13 protein-coding genes are annotated in these 13,186 nt (G+C 41.1%); 7 read left to right on the forward strand and 6 right to left on the reverse strand.

From position 1 onward, the window contains the following. Positions 1–146: 146 nt before the first annotated feature. Together truB and SOI82_RS08960 are read right to left on the reverse strand one after the other, a co-directional pair. On the reverse strand, positions 147–1,082 hold the full coding sequence (gene truB / locus SOI82_RS08955; RefSeq protein ID WP_320667077.1) for a tRNA pseudouridine(55) synthase TruB: 936 nt from the start codon (positions 1,080–1,082) through the stop codon (positions 147–149). Beyond that, positions 1,079–1,246: a hypothetical protein gene (locus SOI82_RS08960; RefSeq protein ID WP_320668467.1), complete on the reverse strand. Its 168-nt coding sequence runs from the start codon at positions 1,244–1,246 to the stop codon at positions 1,079–1,081. The genes truB and SOI82_RS08960 overlap by 4 nt, the downstream gene beginning before the upstream one ends. Between SOI82_RS08960 and SOI82_RS08965 the strand changes: the two genes are divergently transcribed. Continuing rightward, the gene (locus tag SOI82_RS08965) at positions 1,184–1,927 is read left to right on the forward strand and encodes a class I SAM-dependent methyltransferase (protein ID WP_320667078.1); all 744 of its coding nucleotides are present in this window, start codon (positions 1,184–1,186) and stop codon (positions 1,925–1,927) included. The genes SOI82_RS08960 and SOI82_RS08965 overlap by 63 nt on opposite strands. Before the next feature lie 25 nt (positions 1,928–1,952). Here SOI82_RS08965 and rpmA read toward each other — a convergent pair whose 3' ends face one another. Then, positions 1,953–2,222, reverse strand: coding sequence for a 50S ribosomal protein L27 (gene rpmA / locus SOI82_RS08970; RefSeq protein ID WP_320667079.1), 270 nt, complete (start codon positions 2,220–2,222; stop codon positions 1,953–1,955). A gap of 33 nt (positions 2,223–2,255) precedes the next feature. Beyond that, positions 2,256–2,648, reverse strand: coding sequence for a 50S ribosomal protein L21 (rplU, locus tag SOI82_RS08975; protein WP_320668408.1), 393 nt, complete (start codon positions 2,646–2,648; stop codon positions 2,256–2,258). 187 nt (positions 2,649–2,835) lie between these two features. Here rplU and kaiB point away from each other — a divergent pair, with 187 nt between their 5' ends. Next, on the forward strand, positions 2,836–3,165 hold the full coding sequence (kaiB, locus tag SOI82_RS08980) for a circadian clock protein KaiB (RefSeq protein ID WP_320667080.1): 330 nt from the start codon (positions 2,836–2,838) through the stop codon (positions 3,163–3,165). A 95-nt stretch (positions 3,166–3,260) separates the two neighbouring features. Next, complete coding sequence (gene kaiC, locus SOI82_RS08985) at positions 3,261–4,781, forward strand: circadian clock protein KaiC (RefSeq protein WP_320667081.1); 1,521 nt, start codon at positions 3,261–3,263, stop codon at positions 4,779–4,781. 18 nt (positions 4,782–4,799) lie between these two features. Here kaiC and SOI82_RS08990 read toward each other — a convergent pair whose 3' ends face one another. Together SOI82_RS08990 and purD are read right to left on the reverse strand one after the other, a co-directional pair. Then, complete coding sequence (locus tag SOI82_RS08990) at positions 4,800–6,869, reverse strand: ATP-binding protein (RefSeq protein ID WP_320667082.1); 2,070 nt, start codon at positions 6,867–6,869, stop codon at positions 4,800–4,802. A gap of 24 nt (positions 6,870–6,893) precedes the next feature. After that, positions 6,894–8,210, reverse strand: a complete 1,317-nt coding sequence (gene purD, locus SOI82_RS08995) for a phosphoribosylamine--glycine ligase (protein ID WP_320667083.1) — start codon at positions 8,208–8,210, stop codon at positions 6,894–6,896. A 95-nt stretch (positions 8,211–8,305) separates the two neighbouring features. Between purD and SOI82_RS09000 the strand changes: the two genes are divergently transcribed. The 4 genes from SOI82_RS09000 to lpxC are packed head-to-tail and all read left to right on the forward strand — an operon-like array spanning position 8,306 to position 13,154. Further along, complete coding sequence (locus tag SOI82_RS09000) at positions 8,306–9,253, forward strand: hypothetical protein (RefSeq protein ID WP_320667084.1); 948 nt, start codon at positions 8,306–8,308, stop codon at positions 9,251–9,253. A 41-nt stretch (positions 9,254–9,294) separates the two neighbouring features. Continuing rightward, positions 9,295–10,047, forward strand: coding sequence for a phosphoribosylaminoimidazolesuccinocarboxamide synthase (purC, locus tag SOI82_RS09005; RefSeq protein WP_320667085.1), 753 nt, complete (start codon positions 9,295–9,297; stop codon positions 10,045–10,047). Between the two features lie 48 nt (positions 10,048–10,095). Beyond that, positions 10,096–12,318 (forward strand): BamA/TamA family outer membrane protein, encoded by a 2,223-nt coding sequence (locus tag SOI82_RS09010; RefSeq protein WP_320667086.1) that lies wholly within the window; start codon positions 10,096–10,098, stop codon positions 12,316–12,318. Continuing rightward, a complete protein-coding gene (lpxC, locus tag SOI82_RS09015; protein ID WP_320667087.1) occupies positions 12,318–13,154 on the forward strand; it encodes a UDP-3-O-acyl-N-acetylglucosamine deacetylase in 837 nt (278 codons plus the stop codon). Before SOI82_RS09010 ends, lpxC begins: the two co-directional genes overlap by 1 nt. The last annotated feature ends 32 nt before the right edge of the window (positions 13,155–13,186 follow it).

Consider the following 13,186-nt stretch of genomic DNA (forward strand, 5'->3'; position numbering starts at 1 on the left):
TTGAAAAAAATAAGCTTGCCCCTTTGAATTTTTCATTAGCTTCACAAGCTGAATGCGACTGATTTTGTTACTTGGCTTTGCTGGTTGATTGGGTTTTAGTGTTCTGTTAGTGATTGGCATGTAGAACTTTTGCTAGTGCTTATTAATTAGCCCAATGCTTGGAAGACAACTTTAGATTTTAGTGTTGATGATCCATCCCATCCCCCTATCCCTAAAACTTCTGCAGATGTATTGGAAACCAATATGAAAACCTCTTCTGGTTGATGTTTTGCGAACTGCATTTCAGATGAAGGCTCAATTCTATCTCTCGTGATGTTTAATTGACGACCTGTGCGCCAGTGTATGGATTCCGTTTCTGTAGTTAATTTTAAGCGAGGTAAATTACGAAGTGCTTGTAGAGGTGAAACTACATTTAATGGGATAGCTGAATGCTCATTGCTAGTCGTTGGTAGTGGTAAGGCTTGTTTTTCATTGAATCCTAATGCTTCTGTTCGGCGAAGCTTGGCTAAGCATCCCCCGCACCCGAGGCTATTACCTAGATCCCTCGCCAGAGCACGGATGTATGTGCCTGATGAGCAATGTACGTTGATTTCTATTCGCCCTGTGGATTGGTCCCAACCTAGAAGAAGAATCTCATGAATAGTGATTGACCTATCCGGTAAATCAAAAACTTCGCCTCTAAGTGCTTTTTTATAAGCTCTTTCTCCTTTGATATGGATGCTGGAAATGTTGGGAGGCTGCTGTCTTATTTTGCCTCGGAACATATCGAGGTGTTTGTTGAGAATGGTTTGTTCTATTTTGGGCCAAGGTTGATTAGAGATGATTTCTCCATCAAGATCATCTGTGGTAGTGCGTTTTCCTAGTTGAATAATACCCCTGTATCTCTTGTCGCTTGGAAGGTAAGTTAAGAGCCTTGTGGCAGGACCTAGGGCTATAGGTAATACTCCTGTTACGGATGGATCTAGGGTTCCCCCATGTCCAACGCGCTTTATTCCAAAGATTTTTCTTACTTTGTTTACGCAGTCATGTGAAGTAAGCCCTTGCTCTTTGTCGATTATTACGAAGCCGAATGGATTATTCATAATTGAACACTTAGACCAGACTCTGACGATTTGAAGGTGTGCTTTTCTAAATCTGAAGGTATAGGTTGATATTGCAAGCAATTCTGAGAATCGATTAGGCCATGCATTGCAGAGATGTTGATGTTTCTGAGTTCCTGAGAACTGGCTTTAACCTCAAATCCCATTTGGCAACTTTTCTCCAGTTAACAGTTGAGCAGGTTGATAGTCGTTTGTCTTTAGGCTCTCTTGACTTAGCAACGTTTCACCCAGGCTCGATTGATCCTGAGGACACTATCGATTTTTATGAGGATAAGGTAGGGACGAGACATCTATTCGATCTGGCAGCATGGCATTTGAGCAGTGCAAATTACATTGCAGACACACTTCGTCTTCAGCAGCAATTTGCGCGAGGACAGGTTCTTGACTTTGGAGGTGGTATTGGCACCCATGCCCTTGCAGCAGCAGCTCTGCCTGATGTAGATCATGTTTGGTATGTGGACTTGAATCCTGAAAATAGAAACTTTGTTGAACAACGCTCGAAAGAACTTGGTTTAGTGGATGCGATCTCTGTTCATAGAGATCTTGAAAACACAGGCATGTTGAAATTTGACACGTTGATTTGTCTGGATGTACTTGAACATATTTCTAACCCTTCTAGTCAAATAACTGCTTTTCATGAATGCTTGTCAGTTGATGGAATTGCATTAATGAATTGGTACTTCTATAAGGGCAATAAAGGGGAGTATCCATTTCATTTTGATGATCCGGTAATGATTGAAAATTTTTTTAGGACTCTACAGAGTCTTTTTATCGAGGTGTTTCATCCTTTTCTTATTACCACTCGAGCCTATAGAACTATGAACTGATTAGCACTAAATGATTCTCGAGTGTTCAATTGGCGGTGGCAGCAATATTAATTCGCTTTCGGTTGCGAAGCCCGCGACGAATACTTTCAAAATTCACCACTCCATCTGTTAGCGCGAAGAGTGTGTCGTCTTTACCTTTGCCGACGTTAAGGCCAGGTAGAACAGATGTGCCTCTTTGCCTAATGAGGATTGAACCAGCTGTAACTTTTGCTCCTCCATATGCTTTTACTCCTAGGCGCTTTGAATTTGAATCGCGACCATTGCGTGTAGAGCCAGTGCCTTTTTTATGTGCCATTGGAATTTATGAGGGAGGGGAGAGTGAAAGAGGTTAATCGATAGATTTGGAAGCCTTTGCTTTTTTGCCACTTGTAGAAATGGCTTGAACCATAACTCGAGTGAGTTCTTGTCGGTGACCATTTTTGGTCCTTGTCTTTTTTTTAGGACGCATTTTATAAACAATCACTTTTGGGCCTCTTCGATGTTCTAGCACTTTTAGTTCTACTGATGCACCTTTTACAAAGGGCTTCCCTAGCGTGGCACCTTTTCCTTCATTGATTAATAGGACATTGTCAAGAGTCACTATTTCTCCAATATCTGCTTTTATGCGGTTGAAGTCGTAGTAACGGTTTGTCTGGACCCAGAATTGTGAGCCTGAAGCCTCAACAATGGCATATGAGTCAGACTTAGTTTCTTCTTTGGAAGGAGGTGATTGCTTAGCCATGGTTTCTGAGACGTGAATAGGCTCGGATAGTTTTGCCTTGGGCATTTTTGGTGCTTAAAAGCTTGTTTGCCGATTTAGGCCTAAGTTCACAATCGAAAGACAATCAAACATCCTCGGCTTTTGCCCCTCCATTAGTCAAGATTTAATTGAACAAACCTTCTTTATCCGGCGCAATGGAGTTGCTCTTATGAGTCCTAGGAAGACCTACATTCTCAAGCTATATGTGGCAGGAAATACTCCAAATTCCATGCGAGCATTAAAAACATTGCGTGACATTTTAGAAACGGAATTCCGTGGGGTTTATGCTTTGAAAGTTATTGATGTACTGAAAAATCCACAATTGGCTGAGGAAGATAAAATTCTTGCTACGCCAACATTGGCAAAGATTCTCCCCCCCCCTGTTCGAAGAATAATTGGTGACTTGTCTGACCGCGAAAGGGTTTTGATAGGTCTGGACCTTCTTTATGATGAGTTATCAGATGCCGATCTAAGCTCTGTAATCATTGATGAGTCCTGAGATGAGGACATTTAGAGGCAGATTCTTAAGTCAGGCTGTGAAGCTAGTGGCTAAGTAGTTATTTGTCTCTAGCGTTTCACCATTAGATAGTGAATATGTCATCTTCCAGCGCTGCGCCGTCTCCCAAAACCCAAGTTCAGAAACTCCCCACCGGGATCGAAGGCTTCGATGATGTTTGCCAGGGCGGTTTACCCACGGCTAGAAGTACTTTGGTAAGTGGAACTTCGGGAACAGGTAAAACTGTTTTTTCTCTTCAATATTTGCATCATGGAATATGTCATTTTGATGAGCCTGGCATCTTTGTTACTTTTGAAGAATCTCCTGAAGACATAATTCGAAATGCAGCCAGTTTTGGATGGAATCTGCAAGAGTTAATAGATCAAGATAAGCTGTTTATTCTTGATGCATCTCCAGACCCCGATGGCCAAGATGTTGCTGGTAGTTTTGATTTATCTGGCTTGATTGAAAGAATTAGTTATGCAATAAGAAAATATAAGGCAAAGCGGGTAGCAATTGATTCAATGACAGCTGTTTTTCAGCAATATGACGCTATTTATGTTGTTAGAAGAGAGATTTTTAGATTAATAGCTCGTTTAAAAGATATTGGTGTGACAACTGTTATGACTACTGAAAGAATAGATGAATATGGACCTATTGCTAGGTATGGAGTTGAAGAGTTTGTTTCTGATAATGTTGTGATACTACGTAATGTCCTTGAGTCAGAAAGAAGGCGCCGGACAGTTGAGATCCTTAAGTTGCGTGGAACAATACATATGAAGGGTGAGTTCCCTTTCACAATGGGCAGTCAAGGAATTACTGTTTTTGCTCTCGGTGCGATGAGATTAACGCAAAGATCGTCAAATACTCGTATAAGTTCAGGGGTTCCTAGTCTTGATGAAATGTGTGGAGGTGGCTTTTTTCAGGATTCAATTATTCTTGCTACTGGTGCAACAGGAACTGGTAAAACAATGCTTGTTTCTAAATTTATTGAAGATGCATATCGTAACGAAGAGAGAGCGATACTTTTTGCTTATGAAGAATCTCGCGCGCAACTATTGAGGAATGCCACTAGTTGGGGAATTGACTTTGAGAAGATGGAAAGTGATGGGCTTTTAAAAATTATTTGTGCATATCCTGAATCAACTGGATTGGAGGATCATTTACAGATAATTAAGGCTGAGATTACACAATTTAAGCCCTCTAGAATGGCAATTGATTCATTGTCAGCTCTGGCTCGAGGTGTCAGCCTGAATGCATTTCGTCAGTTTGTAATAGGTGTGACCGGTTATGCCAAGCAAGAGGAAATAGCTGGATTTTTTACTAATACTGCTGAAGAATTTATGGGTAGCCATTCGATTACTGATTCTCATATATCCACAATCACTGATACGATAATGTTGCTCCAATATGTTGAGATCCGTGGTGAAATGGCGAGAGCTATTAATGTTTTCAAAATGAGGGGATCCTGGCACGACAAAAGAATCCGAGAGTTTATAATTACTGGAGAAGGACCCCAAATAAAAGATTCTTTTTCTAACTTTGAACAAATTTTTAGTGGTGCGCCACACCGTGTCTCAGACGATCAAATACCTGGTGTGTTCAAAGCTATTGAGTGATATTTTTGTTTGCCCTAACTAAATTTCTGATAATCCTTCTCCTAGTTCTGCTTGCCTAGTTTTTCTTTCAGAAAGCAGCATTAGCTCGTCAGCATCTGATTGTTCAAGAGGCAAATCAAACCAAAAAGTAGTACCTAGATCAGGCTCACTTGCCATGCGAATTGTTCCACCATGCTTTTCAATAATACCTCGAACAATTGAGAGCCCTAAGCCAGTTCCTGCCTCGGTATGCACTGCATTTTCTACTCGATAGAAGCGTTCGAATATTCTTTGTTGATCGGCCAATGAGATTCCAAGCCCTGTGTCTGCAATTTCCACTCTTAGTCTTGGGAGGGGAGATACAAGTGCACAGTGTGGAGCTGAGTGAGTACTTTTTATTGGTTTTGCAGTACAAATGTCAGGCCATGTATATGCACTGAGCTTCAACTTGCCCCCAGCGCGACTAAATTTAAGACCATTTCCAACTAAATTATCAAAGACTTGCAAAAGTAAGTCCCAATTGCCAAGAATCATGGGTAATGATTTATCCATATCTATTTCAAGTTCAACTTCCTTATCCTTTGCATTTAATTTGTAATTGCGTAATGTTTGCTCCATTGCGGGACGCAAATCAATTGATTCAAACTGGATAGATCGGCCAGACTCTAACTTCGATAGATCTAGGACATCGTTGACTAGCCGGGCGAGTCTATCTGTTTCTGCATTTGCAACTCCAAGAAATTCTTTTTTTTCATCTTCAGTCAGTTGATCTCCTAGGTCATGAAGCGTTTCTACATAACTTTTGATATTGAATAAAGGAGTTCTTAATTCATGTGAGACATTACTAATGAATCTGCTTTGAGCTGCATTCAGTTCAACTTCTCGTGTGAGATCTTGGACTGTAACCGCTAAGCCCTTGAGCGTTTCTCCAGTGGAATCTCTCACAGATTGTAAGACTATTCTTAGAGTTCTTGGCGGCTCCCCAATGCTGCATCGAATGTCACTACTTTCTATTGAGTTTGTTAGTAGAGAAGTGATTGGGGCATGTAATTCATTTGCAAGTATTTCTGGCAACTCATTTAGTAATTCTTGCCCCTCCAAGTTGCGACCCTCCCATCTAAATAGTCTTCGTGCAGTTGGATTAACTAATACAATTTTTCCTTCTTCATCCATTAATATTGCACCATCAGCCATTGTGGCGATTAGTGATTGCTGTTTAACCTGTGCGGCTCGCAATTCTTCAATATTTGCATTGTCATAGTCTTCAAGTTGGGAAGCCATCGCATTAAATCCATTTAACAGTTCCCCTAATTCACCGCTCATGGGAATTTGAATCCTTGATTTAAAATTACCAGTGGCAATCTCTCGTACACCACGAACAAGTTCCTTAACAGGTCGAGTAATAGTTAGGGCATTAAAAACAGCTCCTAGAAGTACAAGTACCCATATAGATATAAAAACAGCTACTGTTACTTCTTTTGTTAATGCAGCATTTGCTAGGGCTTTTTTATTAGGTGTTACCCCTAATGCCAATACTCCAAGATAGTTGCCTTTCCATAGCATCGGTACGAATACATCTGTTACTTGGCCTTGCGGGGTTAGATGTTGCCTTACTAATGGAAACTGTGGCCTTTTACTTAGCTCTAGTGGCAATTCAAGACGTCGGGTGAGTAGTAGTTCACTATTAAGTGTATTTGGAGTTGCACTAACAGGAATCCCTAGTTCTATTACACCCTCTGGATTAGTAAAAAATATGTACCTTAAGTTTCTGCTAGAACGCCAAAACTTTTCAGCAACATTAGCAACTTCTCTGTTTTGCCCATTTGCTACTAACTCTGTGACGTTCCCAGAGAGTAGTAGGCCAAGATCTCTCGCATACCTGGTGTCATTCATGCCGGCATCTCGTTGAATGCCGTTTAAGGTAAAGAAAGTTATGCCTGTCATCATCAAGCTCACCACTAAAGTCGTGATGGCAAGTAATTTTGTGCGTAAGCTAAATGCAGCCCACCAATTATTTATACGCATCCACCAATTAGTGCGTTCTGGTGGTTGGCCATTACCACTGTTTTGAGCCCAGTTTGCAATTGATGTTGAATTAGTACTTTTCATCAATGCATAGTGCTTGTGTATAGGCTAGAACTTGCGCACTTGATTACCGATATCTCTTCGAAAGTTGATTCCATTGAAGTGGATGTCATCCAGCCCTGCATAAGCCTTCTTGAATGCTTCATCGAAACTTGGAGCTTGAGCAACCACTGAAAGGACTCTTCCTCCTGAAGTGAAAACGTCATTTTTGTCATTGCTGCGAGTTCCTGCATGAAATAGTTGCAATGATTGGTTTAATTGAATGTTGATGTTAATAAGGTCTCCATAACGTGGAGCTTCTGGATATCCAGATGTAGCAGCAACCACACATGCACTACACAAATTCGATATAAAAAGCTTAGGCGCTTGTTCGAGACAACCTAATGCACATGCATGGAGAATATTGGCCAATTCCGGGCCTAATAAGGGTATGAGTGTTTGACACTCAGGGTCCCCAAACCTGCAGTTATATTCTATTACTTTAGGGCCTGCATTTGTGATCATTAACCCTGCATATATGACGCCTCGATAATCGATTCCTCTTTCCCTTAGAGCTTTTAAAGTTGGTTCAAGCACTAATTCCTTGACATTATTTAGATCTTCTTCATTTAGCAGAGGTGCTGGTGCATATGCCCCCATGCCTCCAGTGTTAGGTCCTTGATCTCCTTCTTTTAGACGCTTGTGATCCTGCGCAGGTGGTAGTAGGACCATTCTTTGGCCGTCGCAAAGAGCGAAAACAGAGACTTCTGGACCTTGGAGGCGCTCTTCAAGAACAAGCTTTTCTCCAGAGGCTCCATACTTTCCATTGAAGGCTTCTTGAATAGCTGTTTTTGCTTCTTCTATTGTTTCAGCGACAGTAACTCCTTTCCCTGCTGCCAGCCCATCAGCTTTAACTACAAGTGGGCCTTGAAAATTTTTGAGAGTGACTAGTGCTTCTTCCTCAGTGCTAACTGACCAATATCTTGCAGTGGGAACTCCTGCCTCGAGCATGAGCTCCTTGGCCCATGTTTTACTGGCTTCTAACTTTGCGCCGTTGGCTCCTGGCCCAAAAACTGTTAGACCTGCTTCGCGTAATTCGTCGGCTACACCTTCCGCTAAAGGAGCTTCAGGTCCTATTACTACTAGGTCTAGCTTGCTCGCTTGGCATTTATTGATAATTGCCTTGACATCGTTTTCTTGAATGTTTAAACGTTTACATCCTTGATGATTTTCTGTCCCTCCATTGCCAGGGGCTACCCAAACTTCTTCGATCGATTTGCATTTGCGCATTGCCCAAGCGAGAGCATTTTCCCTTCCACCACTGCCTAAGACAAGAATTTTTTTCAGTGGTGGCAAGATTGGACTAGAAGAGTTTGAGATTTTCATAAAGTGATTTTTGCATTGGACCTAGGCTTTACGAGTCTGGTCTTGGCAGGAAATTCAAATGTGGCTTATTTGATCTTGGTGAATGGGTTCCATCAATGAGAAATAACTATCTTCCCTTAACCATTTTGTTGGTTGTGTTTTCTAGTCAGCTTCACATAGTCAAGGCATCAGGTGCCTTTAATAGAGATGGATCCGAATTACGTGTTGAAGCACTTCAAAAAACAAAGCTGAGCAAAGAGATGATTGTTCAATTAAAGACTGCTTGTGTTGAAGCTGCCAAGATTCCCTCAAGTCATCGTTTGAGAAAACTTAGCAATCAATTAATGCATTCATTCCAGGTAACTGCTTCCTTCGAATTGGAAATGCAGAGAGCTGAACTTCTTTTGGATTGCAAGGCTCCTTCAAATGCTCAGAAGGTTCTTCAAGGAATTAATCCAACAAGTTTGAAAGAGCAAAAGGCTTGGTCAATTTTGTTTTGGAAAGCAAGTAATGCTGTTATGGATCATTTAAACGCTTCTTTAGCTTTGAGAAGACTTTCAGGAGGCAATTTTCAGACATTAGATGATGAGCAAATTACTGTTGGATATGGAGTAGATGGGACTCCATTGACTAGATCAGCATTAGACCTTTTGGCAGAGCATGAGCGATTAAATGGTCGTTGTGATGCGGCAGCTAAGGTTTTGCTAGCTGGTCGCACAAGTGGAGCTATAGGGGCTCGCCGCATTTCTCGTGCAGTTCAATGTTTAGATGGATTAAGTCTTGAGAAGAGAAAGGCTTTACTCCGGTCAGCACTTGATGAGGCAAAGAATGATGAGGCTTGGTGGTTAGTTGGGGATATTTTGAGATTGCACCTTTTGCTTGATTTGGCCTCTGGTGGAGACGCTGAAAATGCTCGAAAGCGTCTTGAGCAATTCTCGAAAGAACTTGATGATCGCTATACACAATTGGAACTTATTCGATTGGCCCCTTCAAGAAAGGAAGAAAAACATATTCTTGAGGATCAGCTACGTTCACCAAGAAGAAATGCACCCAATCTCGAATAGGTGCCCTTTTGAATTGAGTATCACTTATTTGGTTGGTAATTATGACACCAGATCACGGACAGCTGCTATATCAAGGCAAGGCTAAGAGAATCTTTCATTCAGAGCGCGATGATCGTGTTTTGATTGAATTCAAGAATGACGCAACAGCTTTTAATGCCTTAAAACATGCTGAGTTAGAAGGGAAAGGTCTAGTTAATTGTCAAATCTCCGCTCATTTCTTTGAGCTTTTGGAATCAGAAGGTATTCCAACTCATTATCTTTATAGTCCCGCTGATTGTTGGATTGTCGCTCAGCGGGTAGAAATTGTCCCATTGGAGGTTGTTGTTCGCAATATTGCAACTGGATCGTTGTGTAAAGAGACTCCTATTAAACAAGGCAAAGAATTATCCCCCCCCTTATTAGACCTTTACTACAAGGATGATGACTTGGGTGATCCTTTGCTGACTGAAGAAAGATTAAGAAGGTTAGGCTTAATCACAGATAAACAAAGATTAGAGATTGAAAACCTTGCCTTTCGTGTGAATAAATTATTGAAGGTTTTCTTGGGGCAATTAGACCTTTTGCTAGTTGACTTTAAGTTGGAATTTGGGATTAATAAAAATGGTCACCTTCTTGTCTCAGATGAAATTAGTCCTGATACATGCAGGCTTTGGGATCAAAGAGCCGGGAATGCTAAAGATCGAATTCTTGATAAAGATCGCTTTCGAAAGGACCTTGGTGGTGTGGTTGATGCATACGGGGAGGTCCTTAAACGTGTACAAGGTGTAACCACCAAACCACGCACTTGCAGTTAAGGTCACCGGAGGTTTGTGGCATAACTAGCCAGACGTCCTTTTCTCTCTATGGCCAGATTTCTTTCAGCTATTCCTTCCTGGCTATTGCATCGAGGGACATATGGTTTAGCTCTGGCCTTGCCAGCTCTTGTTGGAACTGGGTTCTCCAGCCTCTCAAACCAAGAGAAAATTACTTATGAAAAGAGTAAGAGCCCAAAGGATGTAAATGTTGCTCAGTTTGCACGGCCTACTGGAGAGAGAAAAGGAGTTGAACCTAGTCCTCAAGGGTCTGGCAATACTAGGGTTTTGATCACTGAGGTGGTTATAGAGGGTATCGATGGTCATCCAGAGCAAGAACGCTTGGAATTTGCCGCTTACGATGCAATGAGTGTGCGTCCAGGTAGCAATATCACTAGAGAAGAGTTAAAACTTTCTCTAGATGCAATTTATTCAACAGGTTGGTTCTCAGGGGTTAGGATTGAGCCAATTAATGGACCTCTAGGAGTACAACTTTTAGTAGAAGTTGATCCTAATCCTGTGCTAAAAAAAGTTAAACTTCTACCAACAGAAAGTAAAATTCCACCAAGCGTTATTGATAATATTTTTAAATCTGATTATGGAAAGACGTTAAACCTAAATGCTCTTCAGGTAAGAATCAAGGAATTAAAAAACTGGTACACTAAAGAGGGATATTCTTTGGCAAGAATTTCTGGGCCAAATAGAATTACTCCTGATGGAATTGTTGAGCTAAAGATTGGCGAAGGTACAGTCTCAGGTATAGAGATTCAGTTCTTGAATAAAGATGGAGACTTAAGTAATCAAGATGGAAAAGTGATAAAAGGTAAAACAAGACCTTGGGTAATCAAAAGAGAAATTTCAATGAAACCTGGAGATATTTTTAATAGAAATCAGCTAGAGGGGGATATCAAAAGATTATATTCAACATCCCTATTTAGTGATGTAAAAGTTACTCTAAGGCCAGTAACTGGTTCACCTGGCAGTGTTATAATAGTGTTGGGTATTACTGAACAATCAACAGGCTCACTTTCCGGTGGTATTGGGTATAGTGGAGGTCAAGGTGCTTTTGGGCAGCTAGGCCTTAAAGAGTCAAACTTCTTTGGTAAGGCATGGAATAGTGGTATTGATTTAACTTATGGTCAGTATGGAGCTTTGGTTAATTTTACCTTTTCAGATCCATGGATAAGAGGAGATAAATATCGTACATCATTTAGAAGCTCACTATTTTTAAGTAGAGAAGTACCTCAGGAGTTTCGTAGTCAATCAGGGGGAAGTATTCGTAGCGTTAAAGACTATTATGATGCAAATACATCTACAGCATACGAAATTCAAAATACTGTTTTTGGACCTTATCCATCAGTCTCTGATGCTAAGGCTGCTAATCCAAATGTTAGTTGGTTTGACTATGAGGGTGATTCTATAGTTCTTGAAAGAGTAGGAGGTGGATTTTCTTTCGCAAGGCCTTTGAATGGTGGAGACCCTTATAAGAAAGTTCCTTGGAGAGTTTTAGTAGGAATGAATGTTCAGCAAGTAAAAGCGATTGATTACGCTGGGAATAGTCGCCCTTATGGAGTTCTAGTTGATAACTTATCTAATAATCAGGTTCCTAATAAAGAAGTGATTTGTGTATCATTTAATTGTGCTGCAGAAAATAATCTTTTTAGTGTAAGAACTGCAGCAACTTATAACACTCTTAATGATTCGAGAAATCCAACTTCAGGCGATTTTATGACTGTGGGAACCGAGCAATTCGTCTCAGTTGGAGAAGACTCTCCCACTTTTAATCGAGCAAGAACTAGTTATTCTCATTTTATTCCAGTTAACTGGTTAAAGATTGCGAAGGGTTGTAGACCAAAAAGTGGAGAAAAAGCTAATTGCCCTCAAACTATTGCTTTTCAAGTTAAAGCTGGCTCAATTGTGGGAGATCTCCCTCCATACGAAGCTTTTTGTCTAGGTGGCTCTAGTTCTGTTAGAGGCTGGAACAACTGTGACCTCGCTGTGGGTAGAAATTTTGGAGAGGGGTCTGTTGAATATAGATTTCCAGTTTGGAAGTTGTTATCTGCAGCATTTTTTGTTGATGGTGCGACGGACTTTGGATCGCAAAATGCGGTTCCTGGTAAACCAGGAAAATTACTTGGAAAGAATGGTTCTGGGTTCTCTCCCGGTGCAGGCTTGATTGTCAATACGCCTATAGGTCCTTTGCGTCTTGAGGGGGCAAAGCGTGACTTTGATGGTGATTGGCGTTTCAACTTGGGAGTGGGTTGGAAGTTTTAGTGACCTGTTTGCCGAATAACTACGAGGGTGCTTGGACTCTTGCTAAAACAGTTTTGAGAAGAGGTATTGGACTCCATACTGGAGAAGAAGCTGAGGTCCGTCTATCTCCATATGAGAAGGCTGGTTTTCATGTCTCATGGATCGATAGTGGTGAAGCGCCAATAACTCTTAGTGCTGATCAAGCTTTTGACACGCAATTATGCACAACTCTTCAGTTGGGTAATCATCGTCTTTCAACAGTAGAACATCTTCTTGCAGCATTGGGTGGTTGTGGCATAAGCCACGTTCTTATTGAGGTCTCTGGTCAGGAAATCCCACTTTTAGATGGTTCTGCACTGTGTTGGGTTGAAGCAATTTTGGAAGCTGGCCTTGCTCCAGCGTGTACACCACGCTTAGCCGCTCCATTAGTGAACAAACCATTGGCATTTCATCGTGGTCATAGTGTTATCACTGCAACACCCGCTGAAAAATTTACTTTGGTAGGCATTATTGATTTTCCATATCCAGCTATCGGCCAACAAATGTTGACTATTCAACTGACTCCAAATGTTTTTGTTAAGGAAATTGCACCAGCTAGAACTTTTGGTTTTAAGGATCAATTGGAGAAACTCCAGAAGTCTGGCTTAATAAAAGGGGGAACTCTTGATAACGCTTTGGTATGTGACTGTGATGATTGGATCAATCCCCCCTTGAGATTCAAGGATGAACCAGTGAGACATAAACTTTTGGACTTAATCGGAGATTTAGCACTGGTTGGGTTTCCTAATGCACAAGTTCTTGTGTATAGAGGTTCACATTGTTTACATAACGATTTAGCAGCTTCTCTCCTCCAATAGTTTCTACCACGCAAATTTGTTTTGATTGATTC

Source organism: Prochlorococcus sp. MIT 1307, assembly GCF_034092395.1.
Lineage (GTDB): Bacteria > Cyanobacteriota > Cyanobacteriia > PCC-6307 > Cyanobiaceae > AG-363-K07.

Excerpts from the sequence above, each read along its gene's own strand:
- kaiC (WP_320667081.1), top strand. The coding sequence starts at position 3,261 with ATGTCATCTTCCAGCGCTGCGCCGTCTCCCAAAACCCAAGTTCAGAAA.
- kaiB (WP_320667080.1), top strand. The coding sequence starts at position 2,836 with ATGAGTCCTAGGAAGACCTACATTCTCAAGCTATATGTGGCAGGAAAT.
- SOI82_RS08965 (WP_320667078.1), top strand. The coding sequence starts at position 1,184 with ATGCATTGCAGAGATGTTGATGTTTCTGAGTTCCTGAGAACTGGCTTT.
- SOI82_RS08960 (WP_320668467.1), bottom strand. The coding sequence starts at position 1,246 with ATGGGATTTGAGGTTAAAGCCAGTTCTCAGGAACTCAGAAACATCAAC.
- truB (WP_320667077.1), bottom strand. The coding sequence starts at position 1,082 with ATGAATAATCCATTCGGCTTCGTAATAATCGACAAAGAGCAAGGGCTT.
- rplU (WP_320668408.1), bottom strand. The coding sequence starts at position 2,648 with ATGGCTAAGCAATCACCTCCTTCCAAAGAAGAAACTAAGTCTGACTCA.
- SOI82_RS08990 (WP_320667082.1), bottom strand. The coding sequence starts at position 6,869 with ATGAAAAGTACTAATTCAACATCAATTGCAAACTGGGCTCAAAACAGT.
- purD (WP_320667083.1), bottom strand. The coding sequence starts at position 8,210 with ATGAAAATCTCAAACTCTTCTAGTCCAATCTTGCCACCACTGAAAAAA.
- purC (WP_320667085.1), top strand. The coding sequence starts at position 9,295 with ATGACACCAGATCACGGACAGCTGCTATATCAAGGCAAGGCTAAGAGA.
- SOI82_RS09010 (WP_320667086.1), top strand. The coding sequence starts at position 10,096 with ATGGCCAGATTTCTTTCAGCTATTCCTTCCTGGCTATTGCATCGAGGG.
- SOI82_RS09000 (WP_320667084.1), top strand. The coding sequence starts at position 8,306 with ATGAGAAATAACTATCTTCCCTTAACCATTTTGTTGGTTGTGTTTTCT.
- rpmA (WP_320667079.1), bottom strand. The coding sequence starts at position 2,222 with ATGGCACATAAAAAAGGCACTGGCTCTACACGCAATGGTCGCGATTCA.